The following is a 19,875-nucleotide window of genomic DNA, read 5'->3' on the forward strand; positions in this document are numbered from 1 at the left end:
AGGTTTCAGACGGCCTTTTGTTGATCAGGCCGTCTGAAAAGTGGAATAAAATCTTAAAAAACCAAGCTTAGAAGGTATAGCCTGTTTCCAATTCGTCATCGCCGACCAATTCGACCAGCAACGCATACAGCGGCGCCAAATCGTTGTAACGGCGGGATACGCGGCGCAGGTAGTTCAAGAAGCGCGGGATTTCAGGACGATATTTGTCTTTGCCGTCGCGGTAGTACAGGCGGGCAAAAATACCGGCCACTTTCAAATGGCGTTGTACGCCCATCCATTCAAACCAGCGGTAGAACTCGTCAAACTCGGCAGGCACGGGCAGCTGGGCAGCGCGTGCTTTTTCCCAATAACGGATGACCAAGTCCAATACAAATTCTTCTTCCCATTCGATAAACGCATCGCGCAACAGCGACACCAAATCATAGGAAATCGGGCCGTAAAGCGCGTCTTGGAAGTCCAACACGCCCGGGCGGCCTTTTGCCAACATCAGATTGCGGACGATAAAGTCGCGGTGGACATACACTTTGGGCTGCGCCAACAGGGGCGGCAGCAGCGTATCGACGGTTTGCTGCCACAACTGGCGTTGCTTGAAGGTCAGCTCGCGGCCCAATTCTTTGGCCACAAACCATTCGGGGAACAAGTTAATCTCGCGCAGCATGACTTCGCGGTCGTATTCCGGCAGTTTGCCGGGTTGGCTGGCTTTTTGCAGCTCGATCAGTTCGTCGATGGCTTCGAGCAGCAGGGCTTTGTGGGCGGTTTCACTGTTTTCCTGATTCATGGCAGTCAGGAATGTGGTGTTGCCCAAATCGTTCAACACCATAAAGCCCAACGCTTCATCCACATGAAGCACTTGCGGCACATTGACCATATTAAACAATTTTTGCACTTTCAAATACGGCGCAACACTCATCTTCTCAGGAGGCGCGTCCATACAGATGACGGTTTGGCCGTCTGAAAACGTCGCGCGGAAATAGCGGCGGAAGTCGGCATCGGCTGCCGCAAAGCTCAATTCGAACGGCTGGTTCGGGTAAACAGACTCCAGCCAGTTTTGTAATTCGGTTTGTCGTTGCATAGCGGTATCGCAGAATTTCAGGTTACAATAACCGCTATTCTAACTGGCAAACCGATTTAAGGGGCGATTTTGGCTCGTTTATTTTCACTCAAACCCTTGGTACTCGCCTTAATTATGGGCTTTGGCGCAACAGCCGTGCGCGCGGAAGATGCTTCTGTTCCGCAGGCGGAAGACTATACCCCTGCCCACACCGCCGAATCCAAACCGGCAAAAACCGGCCAAAGCGAAGCCGATCCGCTTTCCTTGGGCAGCACTTGCCTGTTTTGCGACCACGAAGATGCCAAGCCGGCCGAAACCGCCGAAATCAAACGCAGCGGCGAGCCAGCCCTGCCTGCCGATTACACCCGCGTCAACGCCGATAAAATAGAAGGTCAGACCCAAGTCGGCGTCCGTGCCGAAGGCGACGTCATTGTCGAGCGCAATGCCGATGTTCTCAACGCCGATTGGGCGCAATACGACCAAGCCACCGATACCGTTACCGCCGGCGACCGCTTTACCCTGTATCAAAACGGTTCGACCGTATCCGGCGACCAATTGGTTTACAACCTCAAAAACCAAACCGGTTCCGGCACCGCCGTGCGCCTCAATACTGAACAAGGCGGCCGCCGCCTTCAAAGTGTCAGCGAAAAAGCCGAACTCAAAGGCAAAGGCCTCTACAAACTCATCAATACCAAATTCAACACCTGTTCGCCCGGCGACGCCAGCTGGTATATCCAAGCGCAAAGCATCGAAGCCGATGAATCGACAGGCATCGGTGTGGCCAAACACGCTTCGCTCGTATTCGGCGGCGTCCCCGTCCTCTACACGCCTTGGGCGGACTTCCCCATCAATGGCAACCGCAAAAGCGGCCTGCTCGTTCCGACCATTGCCACCGGTTCAGACGGCCTTGAGCTGAGCCTGCCCTACTACTTCAACCTTGCGCCGAATTTGGATGCCACCATCCGCCCGGGCATCATCAGCAAACGCGGTGTGCAACTGGGCGGCCAAGTGCGTTATCTGCAGCCGAATTACAGCGGCGAAGTCGATGGCGACTGGATGCCGAACGACCAAAAAAGCGTCCACAACAACCGCTACCAGTTCAAATGGAAACACCAGCAGCAGCTGAACAGCAAAATCAGCGGCGGCATCAACTACAACCAAGTTTCCGACGACGATTACTACCGCGACTTCTACGGCCGCGAAGACATCGCGCGCAACGTCAACCTCGACCGTCAGGCATGGCTCAATTACAGCGACAAACTGTTGGGCGGCAGCTTCGACGGCTCGTTGCGCGTACAAAAATACCAAACGCTGGCCAACCAAGACGGCTATAAAGACGAACCTTATGCCATCATGCCCCGTCTGACCGGCCGTTGGCAAAGCCATCTCGGCAAGGCTCAACTCAACGTGTTCGGCCAATTCACCCGTTTTGACCACGATACCAAGCAAGACGGCAGCCGCGTGGTGCTCTACCCGAGCGTCAAATGGGACTTCCACAACCAATGGGGCTACATCCGACCTAAAGTTGGCGTACATGCCACTTATTACAGCCTCAACAGCTTCAATGGTCAAAGCGGCCGCAATGTCAGCCGCGTCCTGCCGATCATCAACGTCGACAGCGGCCTGACTTTCGAGCGCAGGGCCCGTCTATTCGGCGGAGAATACCTGCAAACACTTGAACCGCGCCTGTTTTACAACTACATTCCGACCAAGTCCCAAAACGACCTGCCCAATTTCGACAGCTCCGAAAACAGCTTTACCTATTCGCAGCTGTTCCGCGAAAACCTGTATTCCGGCAACGACCGCATCAATTCTGCCAACAGCCTGACGCTGGCCACACAAAGCCGCATCCTCAACCCCAATACCGGTGCGGAACTCTTCCGTGCAGGTATCGGCCAGAAGTTTTATTTCAAAAAAGACAACGTCCTGCCTGACGGCAACGTCAGCAATTATCCGCGCAGCCAATCCGACTGGGTAGCCTTTGCACACGGCAACATTACCCCGAGCATCCGCATCGACTTGGACATCCACTACAACCAAAACCAAAGCCGTGCCGAAAGCTACGCTGCAGGGATTACCTACAACCCCGAACCGGGCAAAGTCTTAAGCGCGCGCTACAAATACGGACGCAACGAGCGCATCTATCTGCAAGCCAACGGCGACTATTTCTATGACAAACTCAGCCAAGTCGACCTTGCCGCCCAATGGCCGTTGAGCAAAAACCTATACGCCGTCGCCCGTTACAACTACGAAATCGAAGCCAAAAAACCGCTGGAAATGCTCATCGGTGCAGAATACAAAAGCAACTGCGGCTGCTGGAGCGCAAGCTTGGTCGGCCAACGCTATGTTACCGGCGAAAACAGCCACAAAAACGCCGTATTCTTCAACCTCCAACTCAAAGACTTAAGCAATATCGGCAACAACCCATTCGAAAAACTCCGCTTAGCCATCCCCGGTTACAGCAAAACCAACGAGGTAGTCAAACAATGAACTTCAAACCCCTGATTCTCGTCGCCGCACTCACTCTCGCAGTAGGCGCACACGCCGCTCCTAAAGCCAAAGCAGGCAAAGCGCGCGCAGCCAAAGCCCCTGCCGTCAGCGCCACCGCCATGCCTGCCGTACAAAGCGGCGTACATCTTTCAGACGGCATTGCCGCGGTTGTCGACAACGAAGTCATTACCCACCGCCAAGTAGAACAAGCCGTGGCACAAGCGCGTCAAACCATGCCTAAAGGCACGCAAATGGACGCCAACGAGCTGCGCCAACAGGTTTTGGCACAAATGATCAACCAATCCCTGATCCTCCAAGCCGGCAAACGCCGCAACATCCAAGCGACCGATAGCGAAATCGAAGCCGTTATCGCGCACAATCCCAACATCAAAAATCCGTCTGCCGCCGTCCGTCAAGACATCGCCGACAGCATTATTGTTGAAAAAGTGCGCCAACAGGCCATCATGCAAAACAGCCGCGTGAGCGACTCCGAAGTGGCACGCTACATCGAGCAGGCCAAACAACAAGGCATCACCCTGCCCGAAGCCGACCCTGTGCGCCAATATCATGCCCAACACATCCTCATTAAAGCCGACAACGACAATGCCGCCGTCGGCGCAGAAAGCACCATCCGCAAAATCTACTCACAAGCCCGCAGCGGCGCAGATTTCGGCGGTTTGGCACGCCAATACTCGCAAGACAGCAGCGCCGGCAACGGCGGCGACTTGGGCTGGTTTGCCGACGGCATGATGGTTGCCCCATTTGAAGAAGCCGTCCACAAACTCAAACCCGGCCAAATCAGCGCCCCTGTCCGCACCCAATTCGGCTGGCACATCATCAAGCTGAACGACGTCCGCGAAGCAGGTACGCCTGAAGAGCGCCAACAAAACGCCGTCCGCCAATACCTGTCCCAACAAAAAGCGCAACAGGCGACCACCAACCTCCTGCGCGAACTGCACAGCAGCTCCTACGTTGACGTACGCTAATTGCGCGTATTGTTAAAAAGGCAGAAATCCGTACAATAAGGCCGTCTGAAAACCATTATTCAGACGGCCTTTTCCCTTAAGCAACCATTGATTAAAGCACCCCATCATGTCCATCCGTCCTAACTGGCAAGCCGCCACCCTGCTGCAAGCCGAAGAAACCTCCATTACCTCCGCACACACCGGCCGCACCTACCGCATTCAAGCCGCGGCACTCGGCGAGCGTCCGGCAGGCGGCTATCCCGTACTGTATATTCTTGACGGGGATGCCTTTTTCCCTGCCATCCTCAATATGGCGCAATCCCTGCTCATCAACCCCATCACCAAAAGCCATGCCGCCTGTCTGATTGTCGGCATCGGCTACACCGGCGGCACCATCCGCGACTTAAGCCAACGCGCCCTCGACTACACGCCGCCGCTGCCCGACAACGCGCCCGAATCCGAACGCAAACAATACGGCCAAGCCGACCGCTTCAGCCGCTTTATCGATGACGAACTCTCCGCCCTGCTCGACAGCAAATACCGCATCGACACCCAAAACCAAGCCGTCTTCGGCCATTCGTTCGGCGCACTGTACGGCCTCTATTCCCTATTTACCCGCCCCGAACGATTCCGCCATTATTTGCTGGTGTCACCGTCTATCTGGTGGCAAGACCGCCGCGTACTCGATTGGCTGCCCGACACTTTGCCACAAGGAATCGGCATCCGCCTTGGCGCAGGCGAACATGAAGGCAGAAACAACCGCCCCGACCAAACCAGCAGCGGCATGGTTGCACAAGCCAAAATTCTTGCCGGCACTTTGCACCACCTCGGTGCGGATGTCCGCTTTACCCTCTACCCCAACGCCAATCACGGCAACGCCCCGTTTTACGCCCTGACCGACTGCATCGAATATTTGCGCAACGTATGGCAGCGTTAAAGCAGGTTTGCCAAACATTGAGGCCGTCTGAAACGCAAACTTAGAAGCGTATTGAACCTATCGGATCAATTTAAAACCCTCCAAAATCCAATTATAAAAAGGCCGTCTGAAATCTATTGTTCAGACGGCCTTTGATATACGGTTTGCCAATCAGCCATTATCCCTGCTTTTTCCATTCCAAAGCCAAATCATACAGCGCCTTTTTATTCTCGCCGGTAATCTTGGCGGCAAGCTCGGCTGCTTGTTTGGTCGGCAACTCGGCCGCAAGGATTTTCATGGTGTTTTGCGCCGCTTCGGGCAAATCACTGTGCTTTTCTTTCACAGCAGGGTGCAACACCAGCACCATCTCGCCGCGCGTTTGGTTGCTGTCGTTTTTAAGGGCGGCTTGGATTTCGGCAACCGTACCGCTGAGAAAGGTTTCAAATGTTTTGGTGATTTCGCGCGCCAAAGTCAAACGGCGTTCGGGAAACTGCGCGGCCATATCCGCAAGGCTTGCTTCGATACGGTGCGGCGTTTCAAACATCACAATCGGAAAATCGGCTTCCGCCCATTTGGCCAGCAGCTTTTGGCGTTCGCCGGCCTTAGGCGGCAGGAAACCATTGAAGTAAAAATCGGATTCCGTCACACCGGCCACGCTCAACGCCCCCATGACCGCGCTTGCGCCGACCACAGGCACCACTTTAAATCCGGCTTCGCGCACGCGGGCGGCAAGTTTCGCACCCGGATCGCAAACCGCAGGCGTACCCGCATCCGAAACTTGGGCGACGCTCAGGCCGTCTGAAAGATGGGCGATGATTTTATCGGCCATTTGTTGCTCGTTGTGTTCGCGAACGCTCACGAGTTTGCCCTGAATACCGTACGCACTCAAAAGCTGGGCGGTAACACGGGTATCCTCGGCGCAGATAATGTCGGCCTTTTGCAGCACGGCCAGTGCGCGCAACGTTATGTCGGCTAAATTGCCGATGGGTGTGGCAACAACGTATAATATCTGTTTTTCGATGCTGTCGACGGCTTTTTGCAGGTGTTTTGTGTACATAGATTCAAGGCCGTCTGAAACGGCGTCTCTTTAAAAACAATGATTATATAACGGGTAAACTTTTCATGCGCTTAAACCACAAACAGGGGGCGGCGGCCGAAGATGCGGCACTGGCGTTCCTACAGGCCAAAGGCTGCTCGCTGCTGGCACGGAACTGGCATTGTGCCTACGGCGAAATCGATTTAATCGTCAAAAACGGCGGTACGATTGTGTTTGTTGAAGTAAAATACCGCAAAAACCGAGGTTTCGGTGGTGCCGCATACAGCATCTCGCCGTCCAAATTATTGAAATTGCAACGAAGTGTAGAGTATTATCTGCAAAAGCACGGGTTAAACCATGCGCCCTGCCGCCTAGACGCGGTACTGATTGAAGGCGACGGTCAACCCGAATGGATTCAAAATATTACAGGTTAACCTCATGACAACATTACAAGAACGCGTTTCCGCGCATTTTGCCGAGAGCATCCGCGCCAAGCAGGAAGCCGAAAAAGTACTGGTCGAGCCGACCGCACAGGCTGCCGAGCTGATGCTGCAATGCCTGATGAACGACGGTAAAATCCTGGCCTGCGGCAACGGTGGTTCGGCTGCCGACGCTCAACACTTCGCCGCAGAAATGACCGGCCGTTTTGAAAAAGAACGCATGGAATTGGCCGCTGTCGCGCTGACGACAGACACCTCCGCCCTGACCGCCATCGGCAACGACTACGGTTTCGACCATGTATTCAGCAAACAAGTGCGCGCACTCGGACGTGCAGGCGACGTATTGGTCGGCATCTCCACCTCCGGCAATTCCGCCAACGTCATCGAAGCCATCAAAGCCGCACACGAGCGCGACATGCACGTCATCGCCATGACCGGCCGCGACGGCGGAAAAATCGCTGCCATGCTCAAAGATACCGACGTTTTGCTCAACGTCCCTTATCCGCGCACTGCCCGCATTCAAGAAAACCATATTTTGCTGATTCACGCCATGTGCGACTGCATCGACTCCGTCCTGCTTGAAGGCATGTAACCCTTTCTTTTCAGACGGCCCATCCCTTAGAGGCCGTCTGAACGCCCACCCGTCCATACCCAAGGAAAAGGATATGAAGAATATCAAACGCTACGCCCTCCCCGTTCTGACAGCGACCCTCTTGAGCCTGAGTCTGAGCGGCTGCGTCGGCGCACTGATCGGCGGTGCAGCCGTCGGCACCAAATCCGCCGTCGACCGCCGCACCACCGGTGCGCAAACCGACGACAACGTTATGGCCCTGCGCGTCGAAACCACCGCACGCTCCTACCTGCGCCAAAACAACCAAGTCCAAGGCTACAAGCCCAAACTGAACGTTGTCGGCTACAACCGCCACCTGCTCCTGCTCGGCCAAGTGGCCACCGAAGGCGAAAAACAATTTGTTGAACGCATCGCCCGCTCCGAACAAGCCGCAGAAGGCGTGTACAACTACATTACCGTTGCCTCACAAGCGCGTTCGTTCGGTGATGTGACCAACGATACTTGGGGTACATCCAAAGTCCGCGCCACCCTGTTGGGCCTCAGCCCGGCCACCCAAGCACGCGTCAAAATCGTGACTTACGGCAACGTGACCTATGTGATGGGCATTCTCACGCCTGACGAGCAAGCCCGCGTGACCCAAAAAGTCAGCACGACCGTCGGCGTACAAAAAGTCGTGACCCTCTATCAAAACTACGTTGCCAACTGATTCACAGGCAACCCGGGGCCGTCTGAATATTCAGACGGCCATTCCTCCAACGATTACCCGACCCATCATGTCAAAGAATAATAAAACTCCTTTCCAACTTAAGCCCAAACACCTAATCCGCGCTTTATTCCTTGTCAGCTTTATCGCCGTCGCAGCCCTTGTTGCCGGCGTATTCAGCACCCTAAACTCCGGTAAAACCGACGTACCAGAAAAAAGCCCTGCCGAACAAACCGACACACGCATTGAAGTTTGGCGCCCCAACGGCGCAGTCGAACCTGAAACCGTTCAACCTGCCAAAGACGGCGACGCAAAAACCGCCTCCGGCAATCCTGTCGTCCCACAAGACGAAAAAGGCGAAAAAGCGGAAGAAGGTGTAAAAACCGACCGCCCCACTACACACCGCAGCAAACGCACAGAAAACAAACGCGTTGAAGCCGACAAATCAGAAAACACACAATCCGACAACAGCAGCCCTGCCGCTCAAAACACACCTCAAACAGACAGCCAGCCGGTAGAAAACAAATCGGCAAAAGCCAAAGCCCCCGAGTCCAAACCGACTCCCAAAGCCGAGCCTGAGGCCAAACCGACTCCCAAAGCCGAACCTGAGGCCAAACCACAAGCCAAACCGCGCAATAAAGACAATCTCGACAACCTGTTTTAAACAGACGGCACACCCGTCCCGTTCAGACGGCCCCCATGCCGTCTGAAACAAGAAGGAAACCTCATGGACAAAGTCATCATCAAAACCCCCGAAGAAATCGAAAAAATGCGCGAACTCGGCCGCTTGGTCGCCGAAGCCCTCGATTACATCGGCCAATTCGTCAAACCCGGCGTCACCACCAACGAAATCGACAAACTCGTTTACGATTACCACGTCAACGTTCAAGGCGGTTATCCCGCCCCCCTCAACTACGGCAACCCGCCCTACCCGAAATCCTGCTGTACCTCCGTCAACCACGTCATCTGCCACGGCATTCCCGATGACAAGCCGCTGAAAGAAGGCGACATCGTCAACATCGACCTGACCATTAAAAAAGACGGCTTCCACGGCGATTCCAGCCGCATGTTTACCGTTGGCAAAGTCTCCCCGATTGCCCAGCGCCTGATCGACGTGACCCACGCCTCCATGATGGCGGGTATCGAAGCAGTCAAACCCGGCGCCACCCTCGGCGATGTCGGCTATGCCTGCCAACAGGTTGCCGAAAATGCCGGCTACTCCGTAGTTCAAGAATTCTGCGGCCACGGCATCGGCCGCGGTTTCCACGAAGCGCCGCAAGTGGTCCACTACGGCCGCAAAGGTCAGGGCCTCGTCCTCAAACCGGGTATGATTTTTACCATCGAGCCGATGATCAACCAAGGCAAACGCCACCTGCGCATCCTGAACGACGGTTGGACAGTGGTCACCAAAGACCGCTCCCTTTCCGCCCAATGGGAACACGAAGTCTTGGTTACCGAAACCGGCTACGAAATCCTCACCATCAGCCCTGCCACCGGCAAGCCTTAAACTTGAAAAATTTTCAGGCCGTCTGAAAATACAGATTCAGACGGCCTGAAATTTATCCGTTTTCCCGACCCGTCAAACCGAATAAAAGCTCAAAATTAAGTTTTTACCCATAATGAATTGTTTAGTTGTGTAAAAATTTGCCCACGCCATATTTAAGATAATCGCATAATTTGATGATTTATATGCCAAAAATTATACGAAATAATGAATTAAGAAATATTTACACAAATTATGGCAAACAGCGGCAAACTTCTTTCGAATATACTGTCTAATTATCTAGATCAGTCATTTGCAATACGCCCACATATCACCCCAAAAGCCTACAGGAAAAGGGATGCCGGCATTCTTGCAGACCCATTTTTATGCCTAGAGGCATGCAACAAATACCACAATAAGGAAGATTCATGAAATCGTTCGAAAAAATTGAAAACATCCGCGATATCCGTAAAAAACTCGGCCTGAACCAAATGGACTTCTGGAGCCGCATTGGTGTGACTCAATCCGGTGGTTCCCGTTACGAATCCGGCCGCAATATGCCTAAACCTGTACGCGAATTGCTGCGTTTGGTACATATCGAGCGCGTAGATTTAGCTAAAGTCAACCGTGACGACTTGGCCGTTGCTTCCCTGCTGAAAAACCGCGACCCTGAGTTGTACGCTTCTCTGAAAAAAGAAGCCAAAGCCGACAACAAAGGCAAATAATCAAGCCATTCAAAAGGCCGTCTGAAATTCGTTTTCAGACGGCCTTTTTACTTTCTGCACACTAAGGGCATGTCGCATACATGCCCTTTTTCATTTACGGCTGATACTGTTTGAAATAATCCAACACCGTTTGCGGCAGCCATTGCAGATTCAGACGGCCCCAATCGCGACTGACAAAGCCGACATGCCCGCCGTATGCCGGTTGCAGCAGCGTAACGGCCGAGGACACGTCCCGCCCGGTCGGCAGGGCTTCCGGCGGCAGGAAGGGGTCGTTGACGGCATTGAGCAGCAGCAACGGTGTATCCACGCCTTTCAGAAATGGCTTGCAGGAATTGCGGCGGTAGTAATCGTGGCGGTCGGCAAAACCGTGAAGCGGCGCGGTAAAGCGGTCGTCAAAATCGCCAAGCGTTTTGCAGTTTTGCCGGCTCAAGGCCGTCTGAAACTGAGGAATCGCTCGGGCTTTCGGCAGCAGCGAATTCAAAAAATAACGCGTGTAAATCAGTCGCGTCATGCCCTGATCAAAACGCGTACCGGCCGCCACGGCATCGACCGGCGCGGAAACGACGGCAGAAGCACGCGGAACGGCATTGCTGCCCTGCTCGCCCAGATATTTGGCCAAGGCATTGCCCCCCAAAGAAACGCCGACGGCGTAAATGGTTGAATAGCGCCGGGCCAGCGTGTTGAGCATAAAGGCGATTTCAGTCGTATCGCCGAGGTGGTAGAACACGGGCGCGGTGTTTGCGATGCCGCCGCAACTGCGGAAATGGGCAACCACGCCGTTCCAACCGCGCTGCTGCACGGCTTTCATCAACTCGACCGCGTAATGGCTCTCGCTGCTGCCTTCCAGTCCGTGAAACAAAACCACCAACGGCGCATCGGGATTGGCACTATCGACAAAATCGTAGGCAACTTGGGTTTTGCCGGTACTGTCGGGCAAAAGCTCGCGGCGGTAGTCGGGCGCCTTGCCTTGCAGCAACTTGGCAAACAGGGTGTCGGCGTGGCCGTTTCTGAGCCAATAAGGTGTGTTGGGCAAACGTATATTCATAGTTTATTTCTTCTGTTTTTCAGACGGCCTGAAGATAAGCATATACACCAGCAAGGCAGTCAGCGTGCCGTTTGTCCAACCTGCCCAAACATCGGTGGGATAATGCACGCCCAAATAAATGCGTGAAAACCCGGTCAACAGGGCAAAGGCAATACCGGCCACCCAAGCGGCGCGGCGGTAGCGCGTGCGGCGGCAAAGCAATATCAGCATGACGGCAATGGCGGCGGAAAACGTACTGTGGCCGCTGGGGAAGGAAAAATTGCTCTCTTCAATTAGGCGCGGCCAAAGCAGTGGGCGTTCGCGGGCAAACCAAACCTTCACAATCAGCATGTTCACAGTCGGCACCAATGCCGCCAACACGCAAAACAGTGCTTCGCGCTTCTTATCGGCGAAATACAGGGCGGCGGCAACCGCGCCGATTAGCGGCACGGCAATCGCGGTTTTGCCCAGATAGTGCAACACGGTGGCAATCGGGTCAAACCATGTGCCCGCGTGGGCATGGACGGCGTGCATCAGCGGCGGCTCGAAAGCGAAGCCGCCATATTGCGCCAGCCAAATGCCGATAACGAGGGTCGGCGGTAAAAACAGCAAAGAAGCGAAAGCCAGTGCGCGTTTGGCTTGGGCTGGAGACAAGTGCATTATTCCACCGTTTCTTTCAAAGTCGCGCCAATCGCCTGCAAACCCTGCAACGCATCTGCCCACGCCGCATCCAGCAAGCGGCATGCCTCGCCTTCCGCTTTGATGCCGAACTCGATATGCGGCGGAATATAACGGCCGTCTGAAGCGGTACGGCCCACGGTGGGCAGGCTGTACGAACGGATACCGGCGTAGGTACGCTCAAGATGTTCCATAATCGGCGTAATGCGCGATTCGGGTTGGTCGAACACATACACGCTGCGGCTGCCGCGTTCGGTTTGGTTGAAGCGGTCGGCGTAATAAGTTTCCAATACCCATTCGGCCATCGGGTGCGCCATCACGGGGAAGCCGGGGAAGAAATAATGCTCGCGGATGGAAAATCCGGCGATGTTGTTAAACGGATTGGGTACCAATTCCGCGCCTTCGGGAAAATCCGCCATTTTCAGACGCTGGGCGTGTTCCGGCGAATCGAGCGGCTCGCCGCGTTTCAGGGTTACGCCTTCGATAAACTTGGCGGCTTCAGGATGGCGGATAACGGGCAAATCCAAAGCAGCCGCTGCGGCTTGGCGCGTATGGTCGTCAGGTGTAGAGCCGATGCCGCCGGTAACGAAAGTCGGCAGGCCGTCTGAAAAGCTGCGGCGCAGCTGTTTGACCAGCAATTCGGGTTCGTCGGGCAGATATTGCACCTGATTGAGTTTCAGCCCGTGCGATTCCAATAAAGATTTGAAAAAGGCGAAATGCTTGTCTTGGCGGCTGCCGTGCAGGATTTCATCGCCGATGATAATGAGGTTAAAAGCGTTCATGATGAGGTTTCTTTAATACGGCCTTCCGAACATTCAGACGGCCTATTGCTGACAATGTATTCCATTTATAAGATAATGGTTTCAACTTTTCAAGTCTGGAGAAATTCCCATGAGCCAAAACCATACCATTTTACAAAATCTCCCCGTCGGTCAAAAAGTCGGCATCGCCTTCTCCGGCGGCCTTGATACCTCTGCCGCGCTGTTGTGGATGAAACTCAAAGGCGCGCTGCCTTACGCCTACACCGCAAACCTCGGTCAGCCCGACGAAGACGATTACAACGCCATTCCTAAAAAAGCGATGGAATACGGCGCAGAAAACGCCCGCTTAATCGACTGCCGCGCGCAGTTGGCACACGAAGGCATCGCCGCCATCCAATGCGGCGCGTTCCACGTTTCCACCGGCGGCATCGCCTACTTCAACACCACACCTCTGGGCCGCGCCGTGACCGGCACCATGCTCGTTTCCGCCATGAAAGAAGACGACGTGAATATCTGGGGCGACGGCAGCACCTACAAAGGCAACGACATCGAGCGTTTCTACCGCTACGGCCTCTTGACCAATCCCGCGTTGAAAATCTACAAACCTTGGCTCGATCAACAATTTATCGACGAACTCGGCGGCCGTCACGAAATGAGCGAATTTCTGATTGCCAACGGCTTCAACTACAAAATGTCGGTTGAAAAAGCCTATTCCACCGACTCCAATATGCTCGGCGCAACGCATGAAGCCAAAGATTTGGAATTCCTCAACAGCGGCATCAAGATCGTTAAGCCCATCATGGGCGTTGCCTTCTGGGACGAAAGCGTCGAAGTCAAACCCGAAGAAGTCAGCGTGCGCTTTGAAGAAGGCGTGCCGGTTGCATTAAACGGCAAAGAATACGCCGACCCCGTCGAACTCTTCCTCGAAGCCAACCGCATCGGCGGACGCCACGGTTTGGGCATGAGCGACCAAATCGAAAACCGCATCATCGAAGCCAAATCGCGCGGCATCTACGAAGCCCCGGGCATGGCATTATTCCACATCGCCTACGAGCGTTTGGTGACCGGTATCCACAACGAAGACACCATCGAACAATACCGCATCAACGGCCTGCGTCTCGGCCGACTGCTCTACCAAGGCCGCTGGTTTGACAGCCAAGCCCTCATGTTGCGCGAAACCGCACAACGCTGGGTTGCCAAAGCCATTACCGGCGAAGTTACCCTCGAACTGCGCCGCGGCAACGACTATTCGATTCTGAACACCGAATCGCCCAACCTGACCTACCAACCCGAACGCCTGAGCATGGAAAAAGTTGAAGACGCCGCATTCACCCCGCTCGACCGCATCGGCCAACTGACCATGCGCAACCTCGACATCACCGACACCCGCGCCAAACTGGGTATTTACTCGCAAAGCGGTTTGTTGTCCTTGGGCGAAGGTTCCGTATTGCCGCAGTTGAACAATAAAGAGTAGAATCATAGGGGGTCTTAAGGCCCCCTTATTTTAAAGGAATAAAATGAAAGAATATAAAGCCGTCATTTATCAAGAGAACCTGCTTTCCAGCTTGATTTTCGGCAGCGCCAAAATCAATCCGGTCAAATTCAGCGATTTCCTCAACAGCCACGCTTCGCAAGGCTGGAAGGTCGTTACCATGGAAAAAGACCAGCGCCGCATGCTGCTGTTTTTCGTGCGTGAAGCCTACGTCGTCATTTTGGAAAAAGAACGTGTTTAAGCTCGGCGTCTATGCCTGTCTCGGATTGTTCGTCGGCTGGGTGTTGCTCTTGATTTTGCAACTGTGGTTTGCCTTTATCGACGCCGATTTGTTTTTCAAAATCTCCCTGACCATGGCCGGTCTTTTCATTATCATTCTGGCCAGCTTACTGGTCATCGGCCAGTATTTTGCCGAAAAGAAAATGAAAGACGACGGATTTATCAACTGATACCGCTTTAAAAACACCCTATTTTGAAAACTTAACGCAACATCCTTGTTTAATAGACAAGGCCGTCTGAAATTTAAGTTTCAGACGGCCTTATTACCCTTCCCAAATTTATCAAATACCATGAAATTCTTTTCTCACTTTTATCTTGAAAATCATATGTATTTCAACGACTACTTGAAATACATCCTGATTTTCGCCGCCCTCGTCATCCTCCTGCTCGCCGTATCGCAATACCTGCGCCACCGCATGGACACCAAATACCGCGACCTGAGCATTATTGCGCTGCTGTTGCTCATCCTCATCTGCGGCACGCAATATCTTTCGTACAGCGAGCGTCAAAACTTTGCCGCCGACACTTCGCGCATGGTGGGTTTTCTCAATGCTTTGATTGAAAACCAAAAAGTTGAAAAACAAGACATCATCGTCAACAGCACGCGCCTGTTCAACGGCATGATTATCGGCATTAAAAACCAATACTACGAAGTCCATTTCAATCAAGACTTCTCCGCCTACACGCTGACGCCCATCAATTTGGTCAACAACAATATCGAACTCATCGATAAAGAATAACAGGATACACACACATGGAAGCATACTCCCTGCTCGCCCTCAAACTGCTGATGGGTTTTTTAGGTTTGATTTTGCAAATCAACCTCTTAGGCAAAGGCAACCTCGCGCCGACCTCCGCCATGGACCAAGTGCAAAACTATGTACTCGGCGGCATCATCGGTGGCGTGATTTACAGCGACAGCGTCGGCCTGTTGCAATTTTTCCTCGTGCTGATTTTGTGGACGCTGTTGGTCTTGAGCCTGAAATTCATCAAAAACCACAACCGCTGGGTCAAATCCATCATTGACGGCAAATCCGTCTGGGTTATCGTCAACGGCGAAATCCAAACCGATGAATGCATGAAAAACGGCATCAGCGCGCACGACCTCATGTTCAAACTCCGCGCCGCCGGCATCTACGAAATCTCTGCCGTCAAACGTGCCGTGATGGAACAAAACGGCCAGCTCGCCGTCATTAAGTACGGCGACGAAAGCCTGCGCTATCCACTGATTACAGACGGCCAAGTTGACCCCGACATCCTCGAAATCATTAAGCGTGATGAAGAATGGCTGCAACAGGAACTCGACCGCCTCCACCTTGAAGCCTCGCAAGTCTATATCGGCGAATACATAGACGGAAAATTGGTGGCACACCGTTATCCTTCTTGATTTGAAAATAGCAGGCCGTCTGAAACCTTGATTTCAGACGGCCTTTTTGTATTCAGCCCAAACACTGATTTTTTAATCGCGATATTCAAACCTTGCACCCAAAAATTGAGCCAGTGCGGAGACGTGGGAATGTCGAGGGTCTTTGACGGCGGTCAGCAATAAAATATTGCCGTGCTGTTTTTCCAAATCCAGCAGCCGCTTGATGGCGGCTTGTGCAGTTTCATTGTGCAACTCTTCGTGATAACGGCTGACAAAACCGTCAAAATTTTGAGCCGGATTTTCGTGATACCAGCGGCGCAGGTTTGCACTGGGCGTAATGTCTTTCAGCCAAAGCGCAGTGGCAAAAACCTCTTTGCGGACGCCGCGCGGATAGAGGCGGTCGATAAAGACGGCGGTTTGTTTAGAATCGGGTTGATAGGCGTAAATGCGTTGTACGGTAAACATTATGTCTGCCTTCAAATCGATTCAGGCCGTCTGAAAATTCAGACGGCCTGATGTTTTTTAGGATTTAAAACAGTTTTTTGACTTCGGCTTCGATATCGTCGGCACGCATAAAGGTTTCGCCGATCAGGAAAGTATGCACGCCGTGGCCGCGCATGAAATCGACGTCTTCTTTGTTGCGGATGCCGCTTTCGGTTACAACGGTTTTGCCGCTCAACTCAGGCAAGAGGTCGAGGGTTTGTTGCAGGGTCACTTCAAACGTACGCAGGTTGCGGTTGTTGACGCCCCACAGCGCTGTGGTCATGTTGCGGCATTTTTCCAGCTCGGACGCATCGTGCAATTCCAACAATACGGTCATGCCCAATTCGTGGGCGACGGCTTCAAAACGCTCAAGTTGCTCGGCTTCCAATGCGGCGGCAATCAGAAGAACCGCATCCGCACCCCACGCGCGCGCCTGATAAATTTGGTATTCGTCGATGATAAAGTCTTTACGCAAGACCGGCAGCGCCACGGCCGCACGCGCCTGTTTCAAATACTCCGGCGAGCCTTGGAAATAAGGTTCGTCCGTCAACACGGACAAACAGGCCGCACCCGCTTTTTCATAGGCAACGGCGATTTCGGCAGGATGAAAATCAGGGCGGATCAGGCCTTTGCTCGGGCTGGCTTTTTTGACTTCGGCAATAATGGCGGGCAGGTTTTGTGCGTGTTTTGCACGGATCGAGCCGATAAAGCTGCGAACCGGCGCAGCAGCCTGCGCTTGGGCTTTGATGTCTTCCAAGGAAACGGCGGCTTTTTGGGCGGCCACTTCTTCTGCTTTGGTGGCAAGGATTTTGTTGAGAATATCGGTCATGGCGTTTTTCTACTGAGCTGATTTTCGGGTTTAAATCGTGCAACATGCCGTTGCCGATTAGGTTTCAGACGGCCTGAATGCCGTTATTTTAATGGTTTGAAAAAAGGCGGGCAAGAATGCCCGCCTTTGTGCTTGCTTCAATTTAGTGATGAATGCCCAAAACGGTCGCGTTGTGGCTGATGATTTCGTCCGCCAAAGACGGATTGTCGTTCAGCTTGATGCCGTAACCGGGCACCAATTCTTTCAGACGGCCTGACCATGATTCGGCATGATCGGGGAAGCATTGGTGAACAAGTCTGATCATCAGCGGAACTGCTGTCGATGCACCGGGAGACGCGCCCAGCAATGCGGCCAGCGAGCCGTCGGCATGGGCGACGATTTCGGTACCGAATTGGAGTACGCCGCCTTTTTTCGGGTCTTTTTTGATGATCTGCACACGCTGACCGGCGGTAATCAGTTCCCAATCGTCAGGATTGGCTTCGGGATAGTAGTCGAGCAGCGAGGCGAAGCGTTCTTCTTTGGTTTTGCGCAATTCGCCCAAGAGGTATTTGGTCAGCGGCATATTGTCCCAACCGGCGCGGAGCATGGGGTAGAGGTTGTCCATGTGGATGGACATCGGCAAATCCATGAGCGAGCCTTGTTTGAGGAAGTTGGGGCGGAAGCCTGCATACGGGCCGAACATCAAATGGCGTTGGCCGTCCACGTTGCGGGTATCCAAGTGCGGAACGGACATTGGGGGCGCGCCGACGGAGGCTTGGCCGTACACTTTGGCGTTGTGTTGCGCGGCCGTTTCGGGATTGCTGTTGCGGAAGAAGAGGCCGGAAACCGGAAAGCCGCCGTAGCCTTTGCCTTCGGGGATACCGGATTTTTGCAGCAGGGTCAGTGCGCCGCCGCCTGCGCCGAGGAAGACGAAACGGGTGCGGAGTGTCAACGGGTCGTCATCGTCTTTGGTGCTGCTGGTTTTCAGCACCCATGCGCCGTCCGATTCGCGGTTGAGGTCGTCGACATGGCGGTTGAATTTGATTTTTACGCCTTTGTCGCTCAAGTATTTGACCATCTGGCGGGTCAGGCTGCCGAAATCGACGTCCGTGCCTTCGGCGGAGTAGTTGGCGGCGATGGATTGGTTTTCATCACGGCCGTTGATAACCAGCGGCGCCCATTCGGCAATTTTGGCGCGGTCGGTAGAAAACTCCATTTTTTCAAAGAGTTTTTGGTTTTTGAACACGTCGAAACGTTTTTGCAGATAACTGCAATGGTCGGCGTTCATCACCAGCGACATATGGGGGACGGAATTGATGAAAGTGCGGTCGGTCAGTTTGCCTTCTTCGACCAAAGTCGCCCAAAATTGGCGGCTGATATGGAATTGTTCGGCAATATTGAGGGCGCGGGTCGGATCAATCGTGCCATCGGCAGTCAGGGGCGCATAGTTCAATTCACACAGCGCAGAGTGTCCCGTACCGGCATTGTTCCATGCATTTGATGATTCCAACGCTACATCTTCCAAGCGTTCGATCAGGGTGATTTCCCAAGATGGTTCGAGTTCTTTGAGCAATACGCCCAAAGTAGCGCTCATAATGCCGCCGCCTACTAATACGACATCGGTTGCTTCAGCCATGGTTTTACTCCTACTAAAGTCAGGCATGGTTTGCCTTGTGGTTATCTATCATTATAAACAACTGATTTCATAGGAATTATTTTGTATTTTTGTTGTGTGTGAAACTTTTGTTGCCTGCTGAGTTTCCGAGCGTAAATGGCGGAAGGCAGTTTCGGTTTGGGTTCCAGATTTCAGGTCTTTATAATATGTTATTGAGAATTTAGTAGATTTTACGGAGAAATGCAAAGATTTTCTGTTCGGTTCATATAAAAATAAGAGATTAGGTCGTCTGAAAACGTTTTCTTAACCTTTATCCGCCAACGTTTGCCAAGAAAAAAGAATTTTTCATTTCTTTTTTAATTGACCGTTTTTGTCAGCAATTTCAGCGCTAACAAACGTGAATCAACCGCCAATCTGCTATCATTTCGACTTATCCCACAACAAGGCAAGCCGCCATGTATCTGACACAAGAAAAACCCTACCGCCCCCTATTGGTCGCACTGATGTTCCTCACCCTGCCGCTGGCGATGATATTGCACAATATCGTGCAAATCGCCTTTTCAGACAGCCAAGGACTGCTGGTCACAGTCAAAAACGGCACATGGGCATGGCAAAGCGGCTGGCAGGATTCCGTCGCATGGTTTGTCTGCGGCATGTTTGCCTTCCTCAACTTGCCGATTGCCGGCGGACTGACCAAGCTGGCGTATAAAAAAATGATGCGCCGGCATTCGCGTTACGCCATCTTCCTTGCCGGTGTCGCAGCGTGTGCCTCAGCGGTGGCAGGCTTGATTTTTGAAGCCATCTTAGGCAATGCCGCATTGGCAGGCATGCGTGGGCAAGGCGTGTTCTACTACACCCTCTCCGTATGGATCATCGCCATGCTGACCCTGCCCAAACAGCTCACGCGCGCGCCGGAGCAGCCCATCGTCTTTCACAAGATGAAACGTTGATTCAACAGGCGCAAACATTTTCAGACGGTATGCTTTCCG

23 protein-coding genes are annotated in these 19,875 nt (G+C 53.3%); 15 read left to right on the top strand and 8 right to left on the bottom strand.

Annotated elements, in window-relative coordinates:
* Window positions 1-67: 67 nt before the first annotated feature.
* Window positions 68-1,072, bottom strand: coding sequence for an N-acetylmuramate/N-acetylglucosamine kinase AmgK (amgK, locus tag ACTHUR_RS08930; protein ID WP_004520257.1), 1,005 nt, complete (start codon window positions 1,070-1,072; stop codon window positions 68-70).
* A gap of 69 nt (window positions 1,073-1,141) precedes the next feature.
* On the opposite strand from amgK, the gene ACTHUR_RS08935 reads away from it, so the two are divergent.
* The 3 genes from ACTHUR_RS08935 to ACTHUR_RS08945 all read left to right on the top strand — a co-directional run bounded on the left by ACTHUR_RS08935 (window position 1,142) and on the right by ACTHUR_RS08945 (window position 5,443).
* Window positions 1,142-3,541, top strand: a complete 2,400-nt coding sequence (locus ACTHUR_RS08935; protein ID WP_349291118.1) for an LPS-assembly protein LptD — start codon at window positions 1,142-1,144, stop codon at window positions 3,539-3,541.
* Window positions 3,538-4,527, top strand: coding sequence for a peptidylprolyl isomerase (locus ACTHUR_RS08940; RefSeq protein ID WP_036493692.1), 990 nt, complete (start codon window positions 3,538-3,540; stop codon window positions 4,525-4,527). The genes ACTHUR_RS08935 and ACTHUR_RS08940 overlap by 4 nt, the downstream gene beginning before the upstream one ends.
* Window positions 4,528-4,633: 106 nt before the next feature.
* The gene (locus ACTHUR_RS08945) at window positions 4,634-5,443 is read left to right on the top strand and encodes an alpha/beta hydrolase (protein ID WP_150540688.1); all 810 of its coding nucleotides are present in this window, start codon (window positions 4,634-4,636) and stop codon (window positions 5,441-5,443) included.
* A gap of 157 nt (window positions 5,444-5,600) precedes the next feature.
* On the opposite strand, the gene rsmI is transcribed toward ACTHUR_RS08945, so the two are convergent.
* Window positions 5,601-6,479, bottom strand: a complete 879-nt coding sequence (gene rsmI / locus ACTHUR_RS08950; RefSeq protein ID WP_150540687.1) for a 16S rRNA (cytidine(1402)-2'-O)-methyltransferase — start codon at window positions 6,477-6,479, stop codon at window positions 5,601-5,603.
* 65 nt (window positions 6,480-6,544) lie between these two features.
* On the opposite strand from rsmI, the gene ACTHUR_RS08955 reads away from it, so the two are divergent.
* The 6 genes from ACTHUR_RS08955 (at window position 6,545) to ACTHUR_RS08980 (ending at window position 10,380) form a co-directional block, all read left to right on the top strand.
* Window positions 6,545-6,892 carry a YraN family protein gene (locus ACTHUR_RS08955; RefSeq protein ID WP_070695194.1) on the top strand — a complete coding sequence of 116 codons (348 nt, stop codon included), beginning with the start codon at window positions 6,545-6,547 and terminating at the stop codon, window positions 6,890-6,892.
* Between the two features lie 4 nt (window positions 6,893-6,896).
* Window positions 6,897-7,490, top strand: a complete 594-nt coding sequence (locus ACTHUR_RS08960) for a phosphoheptose isomerase (protein ID WP_003749391.1) — start codon at window positions 6,897-6,899, stop codon at window positions 7,488-7,490.
* Window positions 7,491-7,563: 73 nt separating this feature from the next.
* The gene (locus ACTHUR_RS08965; protein ID WP_070461240.1) at window positions 7,564-8,175 is read left to right on the top strand and encodes a BON domain-containing protein; all 612 of its coding nucleotides are present in this window, start codon (window positions 7,564-7,566) and stop codon (window positions 8,173-8,175) included.
* A 67-nt stretch (window positions 8,176-8,242) separates the two neighbouring features.
* Window positions 8,243-8,836: a hypothetical protein gene (locus ACTHUR_RS08970; RefSeq protein ID WP_070649309.1), complete on the top strand. Its 594-nt coding sequence runs from the start codon at window positions 8,243-8,245 to the stop codon at window positions 8,834-8,836.
* A gap of 42 nt (window positions 8,837-8,878) precedes the next feature.
* Complete coding sequence (gene map, locus ACTHUR_RS08975) at window positions 8,879-9,679, top strand: type I methionyl aminopeptidase (RefSeq protein WP_223168906.1); 801 nt, start codon at window positions 8,879-8,881, stop codon at window positions 9,677-9,679.
* A 404-nt stretch (window positions 9,680-10,083) separates the two neighbouring features.
* Complete coding sequence (locus ACTHUR_RS08980) at window positions 10,084-10,380, top strand: helix-turn-helix domain-containing protein (RefSeq protein ID WP_003680641.1); 297 nt, start codon at window positions 10,084-10,086, stop codon at window positions 10,378-10,380.
* A 94-nt stretch (window positions 10,381-10,474) separates the two neighbouring features.
* Here the strand turns inward: ACTHUR_RS08980 and ACTHUR_RS08985 are convergent, their stop codons facing one another.
* From ACTHUR_RS08985 to ACTHUR_RS08995, 3 genes are read right to left on the bottom strand one after another with little or no spacing between them, the layout of a single operon-like run.
* The gene (locus ACTHUR_RS08985) at window positions 10,475-11,425 is read right to left on the bottom strand and encodes a YheT family hydrolase (protein ID WP_070695193.1); all 951 of its coding nucleotides are present in this window, start codon (window positions 11,423-11,425) and stop codon (window positions 10,475-10,477) included.
* Between the two features lie 3 nt (window positions 11,426-11,428).
* A complete protein-coding gene (locus ACTHUR_RS08990) occupies window positions 11,429-12,064 on the bottom strand; it encodes a phosphatase PAP2 family protein (RefSeq protein ID WP_070695192.1) in 636 nt (211 codons plus the stop codon).
* A complete protein-coding gene (locus ACTHUR_RS08995) occupies window positions 12,064-12,864 on the bottom strand; it encodes a competence/damage-inducible protein A (RefSeq protein WP_070695191.1) in 801 nt (266 codons plus the stop codon). Before ACTHUR_RS08995 ends, ACTHUR_RS08990 begins: the two co-directional genes overlap by 1 nt.
* A 109-nt stretch (window positions 12,865-12,973) precedes the next feature.
* Here ACTHUR_RS08995 and argG point away from each other — a divergent pair, with 109 nt between their 5' ends.
* The 5 genes from argG (at window position 12,974) to ACTHUR_RS09020 (ending at window position 16,001) form a co-directional block, all read left to right on the top strand.
* Entirely contained in the window at window positions 12,974-14,317 is a 1,344-nt protein-coding gene (gene argG, locus ACTHUR_RS09000) for an argininosuccinate synthase (protein ID WP_440361268.1), read from the top strand.
* Window positions 14,318-14,360: 43 nt separating this feature from the next.
* Window positions 14,361-14,576, top strand: a complete 216-nt coding sequence (locus ACTHUR_RS09005) for a DUF4177 domain-containing protein (RefSeq protein ID WP_036493650.1) — start codon at window positions 14,361-14,363, stop codon at window positions 14,574-14,576.
* Window positions 14,569-14,784, top strand: a complete 216-nt coding sequence (locus tag ACTHUR_RS09010; protein WP_070695190.1) for a hypothetical protein — start codon at window positions 14,569-14,571, stop codon at window positions 14,782-14,784. The genes ACTHUR_RS09005 and ACTHUR_RS09010 overlap by 8 nt, the downstream gene beginning before the upstream one ends.
* Window positions 14,785-14,904: 120 nt before the next feature.
* A complete protein-coding gene (locus ACTHUR_RS09015) occupies window positions 14,905-15,354 on the top strand; it encodes a DUF3290 domain-containing protein (protein WP_036493644.1) in 450 nt (149 codons plus the stop codon).
* A gap of 14 nt (window positions 15,355-15,368) precedes the next feature.
* Complete coding sequence (locus ACTHUR_RS09020; protein ID WP_440361269.1) at window positions 15,369-16,001, top strand: DUF421 domain-containing protein; 633 nt, start codon at window positions 15,369-15,371, stop codon at window positions 15,999-16,001.
* Between the two features lie 72 nt (window positions 16,002-16,073).
* Here ACTHUR_RS09020 and ACTHUR_RS09025 read toward each other — a convergent pair whose 3' ends face one another.
* The 3 genes from ACTHUR_RS09025 to ACTHUR_RS09035 form a co-directional block, all read right to left on the bottom strand.
* A complete protein-coding gene (locus ACTHUR_RS09025) occupies window positions 16,074-16,445 on the bottom strand; it encodes a DUF488 domain-containing protein (RefSeq protein WP_440361270.1) in 372 nt (123 codons plus the stop codon).
* Between the two features lie 64 nt (window positions 16,446-16,509).
* Entirely contained in the window at window positions 16,510-17,292 is a 783-nt protein-coding gene (gene trpC / locus ACTHUR_RS09030) for an indole-3-glycerol phosphate synthase TrpC (protein ID WP_440361271.1), read from the bottom strand.
* Window positions 17,293-17,434: 142 nt separating this feature from the next.
* Window positions 17,435-18,907 carry a malate:quinone oxidoreductase gene (locus ACTHUR_RS09035; protein ID WP_070695188.1) on the bottom strand — a complete coding sequence of 491 codons (1,473 nt, stop codon included), beginning with the start codon at window positions 18,905-18,907 and terminating at the stop codon, window positions 17,435-17,437.
* A 434-nt stretch (window positions 18,908-19,341) separates the two neighbouring features.
* On the opposite strand from ACTHUR_RS09035, the gene ACTHUR_RS09040 reads away from it, so the two are divergent.
* Window positions 19,342-19,836, top strand: coding sequence for a hypothetical protein (locus ACTHUR_RS09040; protein ID WP_440361272.1), 495 nt, complete (start codon window positions 19,342-19,344; stop codon window positions 19,834-19,836).
* Window positions 19,837-19,875 lie beyond the last annotated feature (39 nt).

It is taken from the genome of Neisseria sp. P0021.S007 (assembly GCF_051956855.1).

Bases quoted from the DNA above. Each gene is read 5' to 3' on its own strand.
- amgK (WP_004520257.1), bottom strand. From the start codon at position 1,072: ATGCAACGACAAACCGAATTACAAAACTGGCTGGAGTCTGTTTACCCG.
- ACTHUR_RS08940 (WP_036493692.1), top strand. From the start codon at position 3,538: ATGAACTTCAAACCCCTGATTCTCGTCGCCGCACTCACTCTCGCAGTA.
- ACTHUR_RS08945 (WP_150540688.1), top strand. From the start codon at position 4,634: ATGTCCATCCGTCCTAACTGGCAAGCCGCCACCCTGCTGCAAGCCGAA.
- rsmI (WP_150540687.1), bottom strand. From the start codon at position 6,479: ATGTACACAAAACACCTGCAAAAAGCCGTCGACAGCATCGAAAAACAG.
- ACTHUR_RS08955 (WP_070695194.1), top strand. From the start codon at position 6,545: ATGCGCTTAAACCACAAACAGGGGGCGGCGGCCGAAGATGCGGCACTG.
- ACTHUR_RS08960 (WP_003749391.1), top strand. From the start codon at position 6,897: ATGACAACATTACAAGAACGCGTTTCCGCGCATTTTGCCGAGAGCATC.
- ACTHUR_RS08965 (WP_070461240.1), top strand. From the start codon at position 7,564: ATGAAGAATATCAAACGCTACGCCCTCCCCGTTCTGACAGCGACCCTC.
- ACTHUR_RS08970 (WP_070649309.1), top strand. From the start codon at position 8,243: ATGTCAAAGAATAATAAAACTCCTTTCCAACTTAAGCCCAAACACCTA.
- ACTHUR_RS08980 (WP_003680641.1), top strand. From the start codon at position 10,084: ATGAAATCGTTCGAAAAAATTGAAAACATCCGCGATATCCGTAAAAAA.
- ACTHUR_RS08985 (WP_070695193.1), bottom strand. From the start codon at position 11,425: ATGAATATACGTTTGCCCAACACACCTTATTGGCTCAGAAACGGCCAC.
- ACTHUR_RS08990 (WP_070695192.1), bottom strand. From the start codon at position 12,064: ATGCACTTGTCTCCAGCCCAAGCCAAACGCGCACTGGCTTTCGCTTCT.
- ACTHUR_RS08995 (WP_070695191.1), bottom strand. From the start codon at position 12,864: ATGAACGCTTTTAACCTCATTATCATCGGCGATGAAATCCTGCACGGC.
- argG (WP_440361268.1), top strand. From the start codon at position 12,974: ATGAGCCAAAACCATACCATTTTACAAAATCTCCCCGTCGGTCAAAAA.
- ACTHUR_RS09005 (WP_036493650.1), top strand. From the start codon at position 14,361: ATGAAAGAATATAAAGCCGTCATTTATCAAGAGAACCTGCTTTCCAGC.
- ACTHUR_RS09015 (WP_036493644.1), top strand. From the start codon at position 14,905: ATGAAATTCTTTTCTCACTTTTATCTTGAAAATCATATGTATTTCAAC.
- ACTHUR_RS09020 (WP_440361269.1), top strand. From the start codon at position 15,369: ATGGAAGCATACTCCCTGCTCGCCCTCAAACTGCTGATGGGTTTTTTA.
- ACTHUR_RS09025 (WP_440361270.1), bottom strand. From the start codon at position 16,445: ATGTTTACCGTACAACGCATTTACGCCTATCAACCCGATTCTAAACAA.
- trpC (WP_440361271.1), bottom strand. From the start codon at position 17,292: ATGACCGATATTCTCAACAAAATCCTTGCCACCAAAGCAGAAGAAGTG.
- ACTHUR_RS09035 (WP_070695188.1), bottom strand. From the start codon at position 18,907: ATGGCTGAAGCAACCGATGTCGTATTAGTAGGCGGCGGCATTATGAGC.
- ACTHUR_RS09040 (WP_440361272.1), top strand. From the start codon at position 19,342: ATGTATCTGACACAAGAAAAACCCTACCGCCCCCTATTGGTCGCACTG.